The organism is Flavobacterium sp. MFBS3-15, from assembly GCF_026107645.2.
In the GTDB taxonomy this organism is placed as follows: Bacteria; Bacteroidota; Bacteroidia; order Flavobacteriales; family Flavobacteriaceae; genus Flavobacterium.
In genome coordinates, this window is record NZ_JAPCHV010000006.1 from 38332 (window position 1) to 57144 (window position 18813).

An 18813-nucleotide genomic window follows, 5' to 3' on the forward strand; every position below is an offset into this window, starting at 1 on the left:
AACTGTCTACATTTTTAAAGAATAACTGCGAAAGTCTGAAACCGCATCACTCCTTTGCAAAGCTGTTATCGTTACATTGTTTGTAACGCGTAAAGTTTTGATTTTCGTACAATAAGCTTACTTTTGGCGCATACTTTGATAGGTAATTCCCAAATCATTTTTCATGCACAAATTTTTACTCTTTTTTTTATTGGCAATTTCCTTCCACTCGTTTGGACAGCAAATAGCCATTCCCTATCGCGATGGTACAAAATGGGGTGTTTCCGACCGCGAGGGCAAACTCATCATTGCGCCAAAATTCGACAGTATTACGTTCGGGAATAAATACATGACCAAGCCGGGCGACATGATTTCATGGTCAAAGGGCAAACAGGGGCTCATTATTGGAGGAAAGGAAATGCTGCCTCCTGAGTATAGCTTTATAGCGAATACGAAGGACTTCATCAAGGCAGAGAAAACTACGCCTGAAAATGTCCTGACCTACCTTTTCGATCCGGAAGGAACGCCCATATATCCTGGTGGCATTATAAATATCGGACTTCTGGTAGATGAAAGGGTTTATGACAAGCAGGGTTCATATAAAATTTTGCTGTTGCAGGTTACCGGCGCGAACAATCTGGAAAGCATTTTTTTATGGAACTGCCGGGATAAGGCCGTTTCGCAATGGCTCGCTAAGGACGCATATTCCGCAGTGCTGGAGGATGTAAAAGGGCAACCATACGCCATGGTGCGCATCCGCGAAAAGGAAAGCAGTCCTGTAAAGCTATCCCGTGTTTGGTTTGGTGAAGACGGCAGGCTGACCATTGCCGATGAAAAACGCGACATACCGGTTGACAAACACCGTGGTTCAGAATCGGAGGTTTGGCCTTATGAACGGGGACTTGATGGCGACCTGAGCATTGATGGCCCCATAGGCGATATCGACATGGGTGTTGCAGCACCGGAAGTATCAGGTAGCTATGGCGGGACTGGGACCGGAACAGGGAGCAGCCCGTACAATCCTGCGGCACCTAAAAAAGGGGTATCAAATGTGTATAAAAACTACAAGAAAGAACCGGATGGGACTTTAATACTCGAGCAAAGGGATGGCTACGGAAAAACGTCGAAGTCTAAAATGAAATTCGTGCCCGACAGCTTTTCAGTAAAAAGCTTCGCCAATAGCAAGCGTGTGGGCGATACGATGTATTATTACAATACGTATGTTGTGTACACGTACAAAGGACGCTCCGGAGTACTCAAGGAAGGGCAAACCGGCAGGGGTGCAGAATATAATGATCTTACCGATGTGCAGTACAGCCTGTATAAGTCCAACAAGCGAGCGGTGGCTTTCATTGCGGGAAATTGGGATAAAAAAGCGAACAGCCTGAAATATGGGCTTATCGATTTTGAGGGTAAGGAAATCATTCCGTTTGTATATGATGAACTGAAAGTGGGCGGCACCTCTACTTCGCAGGGCTATGACCTTGTAGCAAAACGCAACGGGAAGTATGAGGTCATTACCGCTGAAGGTGAAATAATCGTTTCCGGAATTGACGAAATTAAATACCGGGTGCAGGAGGGCAGGCCGTACCTCGAGATGCGCCGTGGCGAAAAGTACGGTGTGTTTTTAAGGACGAATGGCGAGAATCCGTTTAAGATCGAGCCCGCATATCCTTTTCCTATAAAACAGCTGCTGCTGGTTTACCCTGCTGAGAATGCGTGGGTATCCCGCCCCGGCAATAGCGACAGGAACATGGTATTGGTGGAATTGATGGATGCCAACGGCAACACCAAGGGCTTCGCACGTGAGGACGGTTTCTTATATTTTAAAGATTAAATTGTTCAACCACATAGATACATAGTTGGCATAGCTTTTAAAGGAAGCCATATCCCCACATAGATGAAGCGTCGCTTCATACTGCTGTGGACTATGCCGGCTGCTGAATTTTAGTTTTGAAAAACTATGTGCCTATGTGGTTAAAATAGTAAAACAGCAATGAAAAACACAATTATAGCGCTGCTTTTCTCAATACAGCTTTTCGCACAGGACTACGATCACGTGCGCGTAGACCTGCCGAGGCTGGACCGCATGGATAATTTTTATGAATTCCGCGATGAGGTATTCCCTACAGATGTAATGGCAAAACTGGACGACGTTCGCCGAAAGTCAGGCGCCAGCGATGTGAAGCTTGTAGAAACCGTACAGGGCAATCATATTATTGTGAAGCATATTTCGGGAAATATGCTCATTATGAGCCAATCATTTGACAAAAAAGGCTTAACCGACGGCATGACCACTTTGTATTACTCCAATGGGCAAATCCGCCAGGAGATACCCTTTGTAAAAGGTGTGGCCGACGGTTTGGGAAAAGCCTACGACAGGGATGGTACATTAATGGTTGAGACCAATTATAAGAACAATAAGCGCCACGGCCTGCGCAAGATGCACTCGCGCCGGGGAGAGGAATCTATCGAGGGGACTTTTGATAATGACAATGTAGTTGGCAAAATCAGTGTTGCCGATCGATACGGAAAAACGTATATGTACCCTCCTGATATGAAAAAAGGTGTTGTAGAGGTATTTGTCCAAAATTTGAAAGTGGCCGAAATTCCCATTATAGGCGAAGACAAGGTGCACGGCGAGATGAAGGAATTCTGGAACAATGGCAAATTGAAAAGCATCATCCGATATTACGGAGGGGAACGCCATGGCCTTTCGGAATATTTCAAGCCTGATGGCACGCTGCTGTTCAGCAACACCTACAGCAACGGGAAGAATATTGGAGCCTACAGCTTCCTGGCCCTTGACGGCACCATCATGCAGAAAGGGCAGTATGACGATAACGGTAAAAAGACAGGGCTTTGGGTGAATTACGACAAAGCAGGCAAGCCCGAACGCGAAATAGAGTATAAAGCCGACAAGATAAATGGACTGTACAAAAGTTACTATAACGGTATGCTGCATGAAGAGACGAGTTATGTGATGGGTAAAAAGGAAGGCTTGTCGAATATCTATGACGGAAAAACCGGTGCACTCTCGGGCAGAAAGCGGTTTAAAGATGACCAAATGCAGAGTTACCATGGCTATTATGCTAACGGAAACGTGTTTTCGATATATGAATATGCGGGAAAGGAAAAACCAACTTCGGTGAAGTATTATGACCATAACCTGAAGATGATGCATGAAGCGAAATATAATGAAAACGGCTATCCCATTGGCGAGCACAAGCTCATTATGATGGAGGGCAACAACTATAGGATAGCGAGCGCCACGACATACGACGATACCGGCAAGCGCGTAAAGCTGGTGATGTATGGCAATGACGGGAAAAGCTATACGGAAACCTATTTTGACGGAGAAGTGATGCATGGCCCGCGGACTATGTACAATGCCGTTACCGGGGAAAAATCAACTAAGTGGTATTTCAAAAAGAAAGAGGTGACGGAAAAAGAGTTTAAGGAACTGAGCAAGAAAAGTAAATGATGAAACAGTGTATCGCCATCGCGTTTTTCCTGCTTACGCTGCACCTGTCGGCGCAGAGTTACGACTATTCAATCGTGACGCTTCCCACCCCCGCAAAAATTGAAGGCGATTTTGTAAAGGATAATGTCACCGGAAAAATGAAGGCCACCACCCGCTTTGGGGATACGTTTTATTATCCGGCCGACATGAAGAACGGCATTGTTGATGCATACCGCGAGAACAGGAAAGTTGCAGAAATCCCAATCATCAACGGCCTGCCGCATGGGGAGCAAAAGGAATTCCGCGAAGACGGCACACTCGAAAACCTGGTGCGCTTTAAAGACGGTAAGCGCGAAGGGCTTTCGGAACACTACAAGGCCGATGGGACTTTGCTTGTGGCCAACAATTACAAAGATGGCCATCGCGTGGGCGATTATAAATTTGTAAAGCGTAACGGCATAGTGCTTGAAGAAGGGCATTACGACGACTTGGGTAGAAAGGACGGTTACTGGAAGCGCTATTATGAAGATGGGAAACTGATGGAAGAAGGCGCTTTTAATGAAGGCATGGAAGAGGGAATGCATAAACAGTATTATAATGATATCCTTACCGAAGAAACACTTTACATTAAAGGAAAAAAGAACGGCATCAGCAAAACCTACGATGGCAGGACCGGCATCATCATAAAAGAGTTGGATTACAGGGACGATAAAATGGTAAGCTACAAGCTTTATTATGACAATGGCAGCCTGTTTGCATCCGCCAACGAGGCAGTTGGCACTAAGACGGAGAATACCAGTTATTTTGAACCTGGCGGAAAACGCATCAATGAGAGAAAATTCAGTAATGGCAAGCCTGTCGGAGAACATTATGAGGTATCGTGGAAAGACAGGAATTCGTTTTACATTACCGGTATAAGAACCTATGATAACGCCGGAGAGCTCATAAAAAATATAACCTATAGCGGCCCTGACTATAAAAGCTATTCGGAAACGTTTTATCTGGATGGTGAAAGACATGGCAGGCAGGCAAACCATAGCGTTGTTACAGGAAAAACCGTTGTAACCTATTATTTCAAAGGTAAAATCGTTACCGAAGCTGAATTCAAAACCCTTTCCAAAAAGAAACCCTGATACCCGCTTTTGACTTTCGTTTAAATAAGCGTAAATTTGCTTTCTTTAAGGTGCTGAGGCGCTGAGGTTCTTAGTTGCTTAGGTTGGGGACGCTGAATTTGCGGGCCTTAACCATTCCGGCAATGATCAAAAAACCTTAGCCCCTCAGCCTCTAAGTACCTAAGACACTTTCAAACAAAATGAGATACAATCCCAACGAAATTGAAGCCCGCTGGCAGAAGTACTGGGCGGAAGAAGGCACTTTCCGTGCCGAAGACATAAGCGACAAACCCAAGTACTATGTGCTGGACATGTTTCCGTACCCATCGGGGGCAGGACTGCACGTAGGCCACCCGCTGGGCTACATTGCCAGCGACATCTATGCCCGCTACAAGCGCCACAAAGGCTTCAATGTGCTGCACCCGCAGGGCTACGACAGCTTTGGCCTTCCGGCGGAACAATATGCCATACAGACCGGGCAGCACCCGGCCATTACGACCGAAACCAACATCAACCGCTACCGCGAGCAGCTTGACAAGATAGGATTCTCATTTGACTGGGACCGGGAGGTTCGTACTTCCAACCCTGAATACTACAAGTGGACGCAGTGGATCTTCATCCAGCTGTTCAACTCGTGGTACAATAACGATACTGATAAGGCCGAGAGCATCTGTACGCTTATCCAGAAGTTTGATGAGAATGGCAACGCCGGCATCAACGCCGTGAGCGACGACAACATCCCTGCCTTTTCTGCTGCCGACTGGAAAGGCTACAGCAAAGAGGAACAGGAGCGCATCCTGTTAAAGTACCGCCTTACCTACCTTGCCGAAACCGAGGTGAACTGGTGCCCGGCACTGGGAACGGTTCTCGCCAACGACGAGATCGTGAATGGCGTATCGGAGCGGGGCGGATACCCAGTGATCCGCAAGAAAATGACCCAGTGGAGCATGAGGATCTCGGCCTATGCCGAAAGGCTCTTACAGGGACTCGAAACCATTGACTGGACCGATTCGCTAAAGGAAAGCCAAAGGAACTGGATAGGGAAATCGGTTGGGGCTTCCGTTGTTTTTAACGTAATCCCATCAGACCTCACCCCCGGCCCCTCTCCAAAGGATATCCTCCCCCCAACCCCCTCCGAAGGAGGGGGAGACGGACGTGCTCACTCGGATTTGAAGAGCAGTCCGAAGTATTTGACAGGAAATAGCGCTAAAGCTGTGGACCTACTGCACAATGCTAAAGTTATGCGCAAAGAACATACGGTTGCGGAAGCGGCTTTGTGGGAAGAACTGCGCAGGAATAACTTAGGTGTACGATTCAGAAGGCAGCACCCCATAGGAAATTTCATCCCGGACTTTGTAGCTCTTGAAAAGAGACTTATTGTTGAGGTTGACGGAGGATATCACTATGAAGCTGAACAAGCCGAACTTGATGAAGCAAGGACACTTGAGCTAGAGCAAAAACATTTATTTAAAGTATTGCGATTCTCAAATGAGGATGTAATGTATCATATTAGCGATGTCATATCGCAAATACGGATTGCCCTTGCAAATCGCAAATCATATAAGGACACTGAAGATACAGAAGATATTTCAGGCAACGATTTGCCATCCCAGTCTCCCCCTCCTTCGGAGGGGGCCGGGGGGAGGACACAACCAGGTGTGAGGTCTGAAGACGGCCTCGGCATCCGCTCCTTCTTCTCCGACATCTTCTCAGAGATAGGCGATGACGAAAACCAATACAAGATAGAGGTATTCACTACGCGTCCTGATACCATATTTGGGGTGTCGTTTATGACGCTGGCGCCGGAACATGAGCTGGTGGCAAAGATCACTACGCCGGAGCAGAAGGCTGCTGTGGATGCCTACGTGGAAGCTACAGCAAAACGCAGTGAGCGCGACCGCATGGCCGATGTGAAGACCATTTCGGGTGTGTTTACAGGCGCGTATGCGGAACATCCGTTTACGAAGGAGCCGATCCCGGTGTGGATAGGCGACTACGTGCTTGCCGGTTACGGTACGGGTGCGGTAATGGCCGTTCCTGCGGGTGACCAGAGGGATTACGACTTCGCGAAGCATTTTGGCATAGAGATAAAGAACATATTCGACGATGTGGATATTTCTGCGGAGGCGTATGGATCGAAAGACAATGTGAAGCTGATGAATTCCGACTTCCTTGACGGGATGAACTACAAGCAGGCTACCAAGGCTGTGATCGAGGCACTGGAAGGCATTGAACAAGGCCGTGGCAAGACCAACTACCGCCTGCGCGATGCCGTATTCAGCCGCCAGAGGTACTGGGGCGAACCGTTCCCGGTATATTACGTGAACGGCATACCGCAGATGATAGACAAGGCGCACCTGCCGGTACGCCTGCCGGAGGTTGAGAAATATTTGCCGACGGAAGACGGGCAGCCGCCATTGGGCAACTCGCGCGAATGGGCATGGGACACCGCGAACAACAAAGTGGTAGCCAACGACCTGATAGACGATGTGACTGTGTTCCCATTAGAACTAAACACCATGCCGGGATGGGCAGGCAGCTCATGGTACTGGCTGCGCTACATGGACCCGCACAATGATGAGGAGTTCATCTCAGATAAAGCGGAAGCCTACTGGCAGGACGTTGACCTGTACATTGGCGGAAGCGAACATGCTACGGGCCACTTGTTATACAGCCGTTTCTGGAACAAATTTTTAAAGGACAGGGGATTCATAACGAAGGAAGAGCCGTTTAAAAAGCTGATCAACCAAGGGATGATATTGGGGATGAGTGCGTTTGTTTATAGGGTTTTACCTTCAGTTACAATTAAAAAGATTTCTCCTAATTCGGATTTGGATGGTGTAAAATATCCTAAGTTTTTGATTTCTAAATCTATCTATTCAGATGTAATTGCAGGTAAAAAAAATGATAAACTTGACAAAGTTATAACACAGATTCTTGAAACTTATGAAAAAGAAGGTGTTATAGTTGAATGGAATACAGAAAAAATAAAGTATAATCCAATACACGCGGATGTTTCTTTAGTAAACGCTTCTGACGAATTGGATATTGAAGGTTTCAAAAACCACCCTCTAAATCAGGATTATAAAGATGCTGTTTTCATAACCGAAGACAATGGCAAATATATAGTCGGCCGCGAAGTCGAGAAAATGTCCAAATCCAAATATAATGTAGTTACACCGGACGACATCTGCGAGCAATACGGCGCCGATACCCTACGCCTGTACGAAATGTTCCTTGGTCCGCTTGAGCAGGCCAAGCCATGGAACACTGCAGGTATTACCGGAGTTTCGGGCTTCCTGAAAAAGCTGTGGAAATTGTACTTTGACGACAACGGGCTTATTGTAACCGCTAACCCGGGCAGTAAGGAAGCGTACAAGACGTTGCACAAAACGATTAAGAAAACGCAGGACGATATCGAGAATTTCTCGTTCAACACTTCGGTGAGTTCCTTTATGATCGCTGTGAATGAATTGACGGCCATGAACTGCCATGAGCGTGTTATCCTCGAGCCGCTTGCCATACTGATATCGCCATACGCGCCGCACATTGCCGAGGAGCTTTGGTATCGATTGGGCCATCAGGGCAGCATCTCGCAGGTGCCGTTCCCAATCTTCAATCCGGAATATTTGGTGGAAAGCAGCAAGGAATATCCGGTGTCGTTCAATGGGAAGACCCGCTTTACCATCGAATTGCCGATGGACATGAGCGTGGCCGACATTGAGAAAACCATCCTCGCCGACGAGCGCACACAACAGCAGCTGGGCGGCCAGCCACCTAAAAAGGTGATCGTGGTGCCGGGCAGGATCATTAATATAGTGGGGTAAAGTTTAGCCCCGTGTCATTTTGAGCGAAACGCAGTGGAGTCGAAAAATCTCACGGTCAATTTTAGAGATTTCTCCACTCCGCTGCGCTGCGGTCGAAATGACAAAAACGAAAAAACTCCGGAGAGAAACATCTTTCCGTAGTTTTTGTTTTTTACGATTTTGTAGAGATGCAATGCCTTGCATCTCACACAATTTTCAATTACTATCGGTATGTCAGACGCAGGCACTGCGTCTCTACCATGCGTTCATAATCTTATTCGGCATTCTCGAGAAGGAGCACAATCTCCTCCATCGTACTTAACCCCTTATCCTGTAAATACCATTTCTGCAGGTCTGCTTTGGCTTCGGCAGGGATATGCCCGAATTTTTCTTTGGCATCAAGGATCAGTTTGGCGGCATCATGCGGACGTGGGCCCCAGCTGCCACGAACGGTCAATGTGTCGGGTTCAACCAATACCAGTTTCGGTATGGAGCGCGCGCCATTGGTCAGGTAGGCGTCCATCAGCTGTGGGTTTTGGTCGCGGAGTACAATACGCAGGTCGAGTTTATCGGAGGCTTCCGCCAGTTTTTCAATCACCGGCACAATCTGCGCTGCATCCCCGCACCACCCTTCGGAAATGACCAAAAGAGTGTGCTTAGACTTCAGCTTGTCCAGCCTGTCCTGTATTTCCTGCGGGATGTGTATGGTCTTGTCGAGGCGGTTCATGCGCACCTCGTTCAGCGTGCTGTAATGGGTCAGGTCTTCGCTTTGGCTATCGCCCGTAGAGAGCCCTTCTTTAAGCAGTTGCGACATATGGTCGCGGTATTCGGTATAGCTGTGGCTGTTGGCCAGGCTTTGTTCGATGATTACTGTCATGATTTTTTATTCTGTATGTTCTGCATTTTTAATCAATCAAAAAGGAAGCCATGCCGCAAAAAACTGTAATTTAGTCAGGTTAATACTTACAAAAATGAAATTTGACGGAAGCACTATAGGCCTCATACTTTCGGGAGGCGGGTCTAAAGGCATTGCACATGCGGGGGTTCTTAAGTTTTTTACAGAGCAGGGCATTGTACCACAGGACATTGCAGGTACAAGTTCGGGTGCCATTGTGTCGGCTCTCTATGCCGGGGGGAAGAAACCGGAGGAGATACTGGAGTTTTTCAAATCCATTTACTTTTTCCATTGGAAGCACTTTACCTTCCGCAAGGCCGGGTTCATCGACTCGGATGCTTTCCGTGAATACTTCCACCATATCTTTGGCGATGCCACCCTGGGCGACCTTCCGTACAAAATGCACCTAACCGCGACCGACCTCGTTTCGGGCAAGCTGAAGATATTTGGCCCTGAGACGAAAGTTGCCGATGCGGTACTGGCTTCGTCGGCATTTCCCGGTATTATTTCTCCTTATGAAATTGACGGGAGGCTGTACAGCGATGGCGGCATCATTAACCATTTCCCAACCGACATTTTGCAGGGGCGCTGCGAAACGCTCATCGGGGTATATGTGAGTCCGATACAGAAGATCGAAGCCGCGGACATGAAGTCGATAAAAGCAGTAGCCACACGGGCATACGACCTGCTTTCGGCCAACAGCAACATGCAGAAATTTACGCTGTGCGACTGGGTGATCAGCCCGGATGAGCTGGCGCTGTACCGCACTTTTGAAACGAATAAAAGCAAAATGGATGAAATTTTCCATATTGGGTATGAAGCGGCGAAGAAGTCGTATGGGGAACTCATAGTGTAATAATGCCGGATAGGGACCTCACCCCTAACCCCTCTCCAAAGGAGAGGGGGAACTCAGACGTTCTATTAGGGAATGAGTGAAGCTGCTCCCTCTCCTTTGGAGAGGGCTGGGGTGAGGTCAAACTTTTCATATTGTTAAAATTCTATTTTACGAAAAAGTTTAATTGCTATATTTGCACCATTCAAATTCGTACCCTATGAAATATAAAAGAATCCTGTTGAAACTAAGTGGCGAAGCCCTTATGGGAGACAGGCAATATGGCATTGACCCAAAAAGGCTTGCCGAATATGCCCAGGAGATAAAGCTGATACACGACATGGGTGTACAGATAGCCATTGTAATTGGTGGGGGTAACATCTTCCGTGGCGTGGCCGGGGCCAGCAACGGCATGGACAGGGTACAGGGCGACTATATGGGCATGCTTGCTACCGTAATCAACGGGATGGCGCTCCAGGGCGCTCTTGAGGATGCCGGTATGCCGACACGCCTGCAGACTGCTCTTAAGATTGAAGCCATTGCAGAACCTTATATAAAAAGGAGGGCTGTGCGCCACCTTGAAAAAGGCCGTATCGTAATTTTTGGAGCCGGTACGGGCAACCCATATTTCACTACCGATACAGCTGCCGTACTTAGGGGCGTGGAAGTAAATGCCGACGTGATACTGAAAGGGACCCGTGTAGACGGTATTTATACTGCCGACCCTGAAAAAGATGCCAGTGCAACAAAATACGACACCCTTACGTTTGAGGATGTATTGCGCAAAGGCCTTAACGTAATGGATACTACGGCCTTTACACTTAGCCAGGAGAACGAGCTGCCTATCATTGTGTTCGACATGAACAAGGAGGGCAACCTGGTAAAAGTATGCGAAGGCGAGTTGGTTGGAACTACGGTAAATGTTTAATTTTTAAACTTAAGAATTATCATGGAAGAAATTGATTTTATATTAGATAGCACCAAAGAGTCGATGGATGGTTCTTTGTCGCATCTTGAAAAAGAATTCCTTAACATCCGTGCCGGTAAGGCAAGCCCGGCGATGCTTGGGGGCGTAAAGGTAGATTACTACGGAGCGGCAACCCCGCTTTCGCAGGTAGCCAACGTGAATACGCCCGATGCGAGGACGATAACCATCACTCCCTGGGAAAAGAGCATGCTGCAGCCGATTGAAAAGGCCATCATGATTGCCAACCTGGGCTTTAACCCGATGAACAACGGTGATAACATCATCATCAACGTTCCGGCGCTTACTGAAGAAAGAAGGCGCGACCTGGTAAAGCAGGCCAAAGGCGAGGCGGAAGATGCCAAGATTGGTGTGCGCAATGCCCGTAAGGATGCGAATACCGACATCAAGAAGCTGGAGAAGGACGGCATGAGCGAGGACGTTTGCAAAAGCGCCGAAGAAGACGTGCAGAAGCTTACCGACAGCTATATCAAAAAAATCGATGAGCTGCTCGCCCACAAAGAAGCAGAGATCATGAAAGTATAATGAAAGCCCCCGCAGCCGGGGGCTTTTTTGTGCATCATAAATTTGCAGAAAATCCGTTATCTTTACATATCAATCAAAATTGCCATCTATATCGCTAAAGGTCATTTCTTTAGTATGCATCAATGAGAATCCTTACCCTTTTGCTTTTCTTTTTTACGCTTACGTCACAAGCGCAAACCGCCATTACCATAAAAGTAAAAGATGCCGGAAGCAATGCACCACTCCCTTTTGCCACCATCGAATCGAACGGAAAGAGCTTCATAACCGACGTGGATGGCAAACTGGCGCTTGACAAACCCGGAAAAACCATTACCATAAGCTACACAGGGTACGGTGAGCAAAAATTCAGCCCGGAAAAGGGCAAAAGGTTTTATACCATAAAACTACAGCCATATACCGAAGAGCTGAAAGAAGTAGTCGTCAATGCATCCAATCCCGCAAACGAGATCATAGGGCGTGCCATCAGGCGGAAGCCGATGAACGACCCGCAGCAAAAGCTGGAAAGCTTCAGGTACAAAACCTACGACAGGCTCATAGTTACCGCCAATCCTGATTCCATAAGCGGTAAGATTGATTCGGTGTTTACGTATGAACGTGCCGGCCGCGTATTTCAAAAGATCGATTCGTCCGGATTTAAGTTCAAAAAGATCATTGACAAGCAACACCTGTATCAAACGGAAAAGGTCTCTGAGTTTAAATTCAACAAAGAGCAGGGATTGAAAGAAGATGTGCTGGCTACGCGTATGGCGGGTTTCAAAAAGCCATTGTATGAGTTCATTGGACTGAAGCTGCAATCCTATTCGGTTTACTCTAATAAAATCGACCTCTTTGAGACCAAGTATGCCGGGCCGCTGGCGTATGACGCGCTGCAGTACTATAACTATTCGATACTTGACACGGTTTTGGTAGATAACCGGAGCACCTATATGGTTTATTTTGTCCCTAAGCGGAACAGCAAGAAAAAGCTAAAGGGGCTGCTGTACATTGACCGCAATAACTATGGTGTCGCAAAAGCTGTATTACGTGTAAAGAACATGCTCGACATTACCTCTACACATTATTTTACCTTCGAAGAAGGGCAGCAGTTGTGGTTTCCGGATAAAAAAACTTTACAGATTGTAAAGGGCAATAATAAGGAAGATATCAAAATACTTGGTGAGACCATAAAATTTGATGCCGTAACCAACGACAAGCGAAAGAAAGAATCATCGGACTATGTATACCTGCTTTCGGAATCATCAAATTTTGAGAAGGAATTCAATATACCGCTTACCATACGGCGTACGGCAGTTGCCATAGAGATACGTGATGAGGCTACCAACCGCCCTGAAGAGTACTGGAACAAGTTCCGGACCGACACCCTGGATGCCCGCAGCCATAAAACTTACATTGCCCTTGACAGCATTGTGGCAAAAGATAATTGGGAGCAACGCATCATTTTGGGACGGAAAATCGTAAACGGCTACCTGCCGGTAGGCGCTTTTGACATCGATTTGAGGCAAATTGCCAAATATAATAACTACGAAGGTTTTCGACTGGGTATCGGCGGTATAACCAATGACCGCTTCCTCGAGATATTCAGGCTGAGCGGGTATGGTGCCTACGGAACCAAAGACGGGCAGTTCAAGTACAGCTTTGGCGGGGCGCTAAGGCTGGGGAATTTTTCCAACTCGTGGGTCGGTGTCTCCTATACCGATGATGTAAAAGAGATCGGTAGTACCTCATTCGCCACCGACAAAAGGGTTTTCAAAATCTATGACCCACGTCCGATTAACATCTCGACTTTTTACAATCACCAGACCTGGATGGGGTATATCGAAACAAAGATCATCCCTAAAACAGAGAGCATGTGGCAGGTGACCCGCAGCCGCATTGATCCTAAATTTGACTATACCTATGCGCCGAATGGTGATCCGTTTACCGTTTTTCACCTTACTACTGCATCGGTCGCTTTGCAGTGGAACCCGTTCAGCGATTTCATGCAAACCCCTATAGGAAGGCTCGAAACGGAGAAGCGCTTTCCTAAATTTGCCATCCAGTATACACAATCCGTCGCAGGGTTGTTAGACAGTGATTTTACATTTGGCAAACTCGACTTCAGGGCAGAATTTGAGCAGAAGTACCTTAACGGTCAAAAGACGGCTGCCCTCATACAAACCGGGATCGCGGTTGGCAACACACCTCTTACCCACCTGTATTCAACCTCGCCAAACAACCTTGATAAAGACGGTGTGCTGGAACGCATTACCTTAGCCGGCAAGAACAGTTTTGAAACGATGTATTTCAACGAGTTCTTCTCAAGCCAGTACATGATGGTGCAGCTGAAGCACGGACTTACACGGTTTACCATCTTCCGGGCGCTTAAGCTCTCGCCTATGCTGGTAACCCGGTTTGCCTGGGGTAACATGGAGAAAAAAGAGGAACACATTGGCCTGCAATACAACACGCTCGAAAAAGGCTACTACGAAAGCGGCCTGGAATTTAATGAAATTTTTAAAGGATTGGGATTGTCTGCGTTTTATCGTTACGGCCCATACCATTTACCCTATTTCGACAGGAATATTTCGGTAAAAGTGTCGTTTGTGCTGAATTTGTTTTAGGGGGTGTACACAGATTTCGCAACAGAAATAAAAAATGAATACCGTATTAAAAATAGAAAAGATTTTTAATCCAGCCTTTGGAGGCACTTTACTTATTGGTACTCTGGAAGGGGAGAAAGATTTCTTTAGAAAAAGTAAATGGCTGTTACGCGGCAGTAAGGGATATAATGAAATAATCGCCGTAAAGTCTGAGCAAATTCCTGAAGGAGCTGCAGCTGGAAAAAGGATTTTTGTATCTGATTTCTTCCTTGATAAAAGTCATTTAAATGATGAAGAGCTTGAATTGGAGTTTATAGGCTATGCAGAATAATAGCGATTCTTCGGCCATCCAATCCTAATGCGTCACAAACTTCAGCCCAACAATTGAAGCAATTAAAGTTGTAAGGAAAAACAGCCTCCAGAAATCGGACGGCTCTTTAAATACAAAAATACCTACCAGCACCGTGCCTACCGCGCCTACGCCTGTCCATACTGCATAGGCGGTACCTATAGGCAGCGTTTGTGTCGCCTTGTACAGCAATACCATACTAACGGTGAGGCAAAACAGGAATCCGCCCATCCACCAATAGTAAGCGTTGCCTGCGGCCTCTTTGGCTTTGCCAAGGCAGGACGCAAATCCTACTTCAAATAATCCGGCGATAATGAGTAATGTCCAGTTCATGATAATGCGATTTTTACAAAGATACCGCCATTAAAAAAATGGCAACTCATTATTTGCGAAAATTCGTTGAATTCGTTGCAAAACATCTTTACAATTTTCCTGTTTTTACTACATTTGCAGGCATTTGCGCTTTGCAGCGCATCTATCCCAAAAACAGACTAATTTTTTTAAAATGAAGCACACAAAAGTAAAAGACCTGCTGGAGAGCGCAAAGCCGCTGGATGACGTATTAGTAAAAGGATGGGTAAGGACTTTCAGGAATAACCAGTTCGTAGCCCTAAACGACGGCTCGACAATAAATAATATACAGTGCGTAATCAATTTTGAAAATACGCCTGCCGAACAGCTAAAAAGGATAACTACCGGGGCTGCCATAGCCATAAAAGGAAACCTTGCGCCAAGCCAGGGTGCCGGACAGAAGTATGAGATACAGGCTAAAAGCTTTGAGATACTGGGTGACAGCGATCCGGAGAAATTCCCGATGCAGCCTAAGAAGCATTCGCTGGAATTCCTTCGTGAGAATGCCCACCTGCGCGTGCGCACCAATGTATTCGGTGCGATCATGAGGGTACGTTCGGTACTGTCATTTGCCATCCACCAGTACTTCCAGGAGAAGGGTTTCGTATATGTGAACACACCCATCATCACAGGATCTGACGCTGAGGGTGCGGGCGAAATGTTCCGCGTAACGGCATTGCCTGCAACCGGGGCGCCGCTGAACGAAGAAGGCAAAATCGACTACAAACAGGATTTCTTCGGAAAAGAAACCAACCTTACCGTATCGGGCCAGCTTGAAGGCGAGACCTATGCGATGGCGCTTGGGCAGATCTACACATTCGGGCCAACATTCCGCGCCGAGAACAGCAACACCAGCCGCCACCTTGCGGAGTTTTGGATGATAGAGCCGGAAGTGGCATTCAACGACCTGGATGCCAACATGGACCTTGCTGAGGATTTCATTCAGTATGTTGTCAAATACGCAATGGACCGCTGCCAGGATGACCTTGCGTTCCTGAACCAGCGCCTTGCCGACGAAGAGAAGCAAAAGCCGCAGGCCGAACGCAGCGAAATGGGACTTTTGGATAAATTACAGTTTGTACTGGACAATAACTTCAAGCGCGTGAGCTATACGGAGGCGATAGATATCCTGAAGAACAGCAAGCCGAACAAGAACAAGAAGTTCAACTATATCATTGAAGAATGGGGCGCCGACCTGCAAAGCGAGCACGAGCGTTTCCTTGTTGAAAAACACTTCAAGTGCCCGGTGATCCTGTACGATTACCCGGCCAAGATCAAGGCTTTCTACATGAGGCTGAACGACGATAACAAAACCGTTCGTGCCATGGACATCCTGTTTCCGGGCATTGGTGAGATCGTGGGCGGCTCGCAAAGGGAAGAGCGCCTTGACGTGCTGCAGCAAAAGATTGCCGAGCTTGGCATCGACGAAAAAGAACTGTGGTGGTACCTCGATACGCGCCGTTTCGGTACGGCGGTACACAGCGGCTTCGGGCTTGGCTTTGAGCGCCTGGTGCTGTTTGTGACGGGAATGACCAACATACGCGACGTAATACCGTTCCCAAGGACACCGCAGAACGCGGAGTTTTAATAGAAAGTGTCCAATATTACAGAGGGCATTACAGTTTTTAATTGTAATGCCTTTTTTATTACCTTTGATTAAAAATTACTGCTATGGATTTACAAGCCAGGAAATTAAGTTTAATAGAATATCTTATTAATCTAAAGGATGAACAAGTATTTAATAAGATTGAGGCAATAGCAAAAAATAACTCTTTTGAAAAAGAGGATTATTTATCGGGATCTTTTTCAGAAGATGAAATGATTGCACGTGCAGAAATAGCTAATGAAGACTATGCTGCGGGTCGCATAATGACTCTTGAGCAATTAGAAGCGGAAGTAAAAAACTGGTAGTCAATGAAGGTTACCTGGACTAAATTTGCAATAGAAAATTTAAAAGCCATTTTTGAATATTATAGCGAAGTGGCTAATAAAAGAGTGGCTTCAAAGATTCGTGATGGTTTGATTTTAGAAAGCCGTCGATTACTCAAAAATTATCATTCTTACCAAAAAGAAGAATTATTAATCCGAAAAGAAGAAGAACATCGGTATCTTGTGAAAGACAACTATAAACTTATTTATAAGGTAGTTGACAACGAGATTATAATTACAGATGTGTTTGATACGAGACAACATCCAAAGAAAATCAATAATGAAAATCGTAAAAGATAACTTGCTAAGGACACCGCAAAATGCAAAATTTTAAAAGACATGAAGCCTTCAGGATTGGGAGGCTTTTTTGTTATGGAAGGCGGATCAGAAAGACAGGTGCATTGTCGCAGTTATTCGTTAAGAACATCACTGATATGCACGGAAGGCATCTTTTATAATTTTATCCAAAAACGCATCAATTATTATGCCTGATTTTTGTAATTTTATCCTGTATAAATTACAGCCCTTATTATGCTCAAGCAGAACTTACAGCTAAAACTTTCGCAAAAACTCTCCCCGCAGCAAATTCAGCTCATGAAGCTGATCCAACTGCCCACCCAGGCCTTTGAACAGCGCCTGAAGGAGGAAATGGTGGAAAACCCCGCGCTCGAGGAAAGCAGTAAAGAAGATGAGTTTGAGTATGAAAAGGATGAGTTCGACAACAATGAGGATTACGACGACTATGATGATTATGAAGGCGAAAGGATTGATGCCGACGAGATTAACATAGACGAATACCTGAGCAACGACGAAACCCCTGACTACAAACTGCAGGCCAACAATTACAGCGATGACGATGAGGATCGTAGTATGCCGTTTGCCGCCTCGGTAAGCTTTCACCAAAGCCTTATCGACCAGTTGAACACGTTTATATTGAGTGATAGCGAGCGCGATATTGCCGAATTCCTTGTAGGCAGCATTGACGACATGGGGTACATCCGCCGCAGCATACCGGATATAGTGGACGACATGGCTTTTACCCAGGGCATTTATACTGATGAGAAAACGGTAGAGCACATCCTGCACATCATCCACCAGTTGGAGCCTGCAGGCGTAGGTGCCCGCGATTTGCAGGAATGTCTTTTGTTACAGCTAAAAAGCAAAACGCCCACAAGTTCAGTGGAGCTTGCCATAGATATTCTTGAAAACCAGTTTGACGCCTTTACCAAAAAGCACTACGACAAGCTGTTACAAAAATATGACATCACTCAGGACCAGCTGCGTAAGGCCATCGACGAGATTGAACACCTGAACCCCAAACCGGGCGGGGCATACGAAAGCAGCTCGCGCACGGTAGAGCATGTGGTGCCGGATTTTGCCATCAAGATTGTTGACGGTGAGCTGGAACTGACCCTTAACGGGCGTAATGCACCTGAACTGCATGTTTCTAAAGATTACCAGGAAATGCTGCAAAGCTACAAGGACAGCCGCGACAAGTCTTCGCAGCAAAAAGATGCGGTGCAGTTCATCAAGCAAAAGCTGGATTCGGCAAAATGGTTTATAGATGCGATTCGCCAACGCCAGGAGACGCTGTTTGTGACCATGAATGCCATCATGCATTACCAGCAGGAATATTTCCTAGACGGCGATGAGGCAAAGCTGAAGCCGATGATACTTAAAGACATTGCGGATATGGTGGGGCTGGATATTTCCACCGTATCCCGTGTAGCTAACAGCAAATATGTGGAAACGCCTTATGGCACCAAACTAATTAAGGACTTTTTCTCGGAAGCGATGAAGAATGACCAGGGCGAGGACGTTTCGACCATAGAGATCAAGAAGATACTAAAGACGGTTATCGAAGATGAGGACAAGCGTAAGCCACTGCCTGACGATAAGCTGGCCGACATCCTGAAAGACAAAGGATACCCGATAGCGCGCCGTACCATTGCCAAGTACCGCGAGCAGCTGGACATTCCGGTGGCGCGGATGCGGAAAAAAATATAAA

At 46.6% G+C, this 18813-nt stretch carries 15 protein-coding genes; 13 read left to right on the forward strand and 2 right to left on the reverse strand.

The features are described from left to right. Positions 1 to 163: 163 nt before the first annotated feature. From OGH69_RS06410 to OGH69_RS06425, 4 genes are all read left to right on the forward strand, one after another. On the forward strand, positions 164 to 1816 hold the full coding sequence (locus OGH69_RS06410; protein WP_265173625.1) for a WG repeat-containing protein: 1653 nt from the start codon (positions 164 to 166) through the stop codon (positions 1814 to 1816). A 159-nt stretch (positions 1817 to 1975) separates the two neighbouring features. After that, positions 1976 to 3463: a toxin-antitoxin system YwqK family antitoxin gene (locus OGH69_RS06415; RefSeq protein WP_265173626.1), complete on the forward strand. Its 1488-nt coding sequence runs from the start codon at positions 1976 to 1978 to the stop codon at positions 3461 to 3463. Further along, positions 3460 to 4575: a toxin-antitoxin system YwqK family antitoxin gene (locus OGH69_RS06420; protein WP_265173627.1), complete on the forward strand. Its 1116-nt coding sequence runs from the start codon at positions 3460 to 3462 to the stop codon at positions 4573 to 4575. The genes OGH69_RS06415 and OGH69_RS06420 overlap by 4 nt, the downstream gene beginning before the upstream one ends. A gap of 179 nt (positions 4576 to 4754) precedes the next feature. Next, positions 4755 to 8381 (forward strand): leucine--tRNA ligase, encoded by a 3627-nt coding sequence (locus tag OGH69_RS06425; protein WP_265173628.1) that lies wholly within the window; start codon positions 4755 to 4757, stop codon positions 8379 to 8381. Between the two features lie 253 nt (positions 8382 to 8634). On the opposite strand, the gene OGH69_RS06430 is transcribed toward OGH69_RS06425, so the two are convergent. Continuing rightward, positions 8635 to 9237 carry a thioredoxin family protein gene (locus tag OGH69_RS06430; RefSeq protein ID WP_265173629.1) on the reverse strand — a complete coding sequence of 201 codons (603 nt, stop codon included), beginning with the start codon at positions 9235 to 9237 and terminating at the stop codon, positions 8635 to 8637. A gap of 94 nt (positions 9238 to 9331) precedes the next feature. Here OGH69_RS06430 and OGH69_RS06435 point away from each other — a divergent pair, with 94 nt between their 5' ends. From OGH69_RS06435 to OGH69_RS06455, 5 genes are all read left to right on the forward strand, one after another. Then, the gene (locus OGH69_RS06435; protein ID WP_265173630.1) at positions 9332 to 10111 is read left to right on the forward strand and encodes a patatin-like phospholipase family protein; all 780 of its coding nucleotides are present in this window, start codon (positions 9332 to 9334) and stop codon (positions 10109 to 10111) included. 196 nt (positions 10112 to 10307) lie between these two features. Beyond that, a complete protein-coding gene (gene pyrH, locus OGH69_RS06440; RefSeq protein ID WP_265173631.1) occupies positions 10308 to 11015 on the forward strand; it encodes a UMP kinase in 708 nt (235 codons plus the stop codon). An 18-nt stretch (positions 11016 to 11033) separates the two neighbouring features. Then, positions 11034 to 11597: a ribosome recycling factor gene (frr, locus tag OGH69_RS06445; RefSeq protein ID WP_265173785.1), complete on the forward strand. Its 564-nt coding sequence runs from the start codon at positions 11034 to 11036 to the stop codon at positions 11595 to 11597. A 122-nt stretch (positions 11598 to 11719) separates the two neighbouring features. Continuing rightward, positions 11720 to 14197 (forward strand): DUF5686 and carboxypeptidase regulatory-like domain-containing protein, encoded by a 2478-nt coding sequence (locus tag OGH69_RS06450; protein WP_265173632.1) that lies wholly within the window; start codon positions 11720 to 11722, stop codon positions 14195 to 14197. Between the two features lie 34 nt (positions 14198 to 14231). Beyond that, on the forward strand, positions 14232 to 14507 hold the full coding sequence (locus OGH69_RS06455; protein ID WP_265173633.1) for a hypothetical protein: 276 nt from the start codon (positions 14232 to 14234) through the stop codon (positions 14505 to 14507). 24 nt (positions 14508 to 14531) lie between these two features. Here OGH69_RS06455 and OGH69_RS06460 read toward each other — a convergent pair whose 3' ends face one another. Continuing rightward, complete coding sequence (locus OGH69_RS06460) at positions 14532 to 14858, reverse strand: DMT family transporter (RefSeq protein WP_265173634.1); 327 nt, start codon at positions 14856 to 14858, stop codon at positions 14532 to 14534. Positions 14859 to 15030: 172 nt separating this feature from the next. Between OGH69_RS06460 and asnS the strand changes: the two genes are divergently transcribed. The 4 genes from asnS (at position 15031) to rpoN (ending at position 18812) form a co-directional block, all read left to right on the forward strand. Continuing rightward, positions 15031 to 16464 (forward strand): asparagine--tRNA ligase, encoded by a 1434-nt coding sequence (gene asnS, locus OGH69_RS06465; protein ID WP_265173635.1) that lies wholly within the window; start codon positions 15031 to 15033, stop codon positions 16462 to 16464. An 83-nt stretch (positions 16465 to 16547) separates the two neighbouring features. Beyond that, the gene (locus OGH69_RS06470) at positions 16548 to 16787 is read left to right on the forward strand and encodes a hypothetical protein (RefSeq protein ID WP_265173636.1); all 240 of its coding nucleotides are present in this window, start codon (positions 16548 to 16550) and stop codon (positions 16785 to 16787) included. Positions 16788 to 16790: 3 nt separating this feature from the next. Next, complete coding sequence (locus OGH69_RS06475) at positions 16791 to 17105, forward strand: type II toxin-antitoxin system RelE/ParE family toxin (RefSeq protein ID WP_265173637.1); 315 nt, start codon at positions 16791 to 16793, stop codon at positions 17103 to 17105. Between the two features lie 231 nt (positions 17106 to 17336). Beyond that, the gene (gene rpoN, locus OGH69_RS06480; RefSeq protein WP_265173638.1) at positions 17337 to 18812 is read left to right on the forward strand and encodes an RNA polymerase factor sigma-54; all 1476 of its coding nucleotides are present in this window, start codon (positions 17337 to 17339) and stop codon (positions 18810 to 18812) included. Position 18813 lies beyond the last annotated feature (1 nt).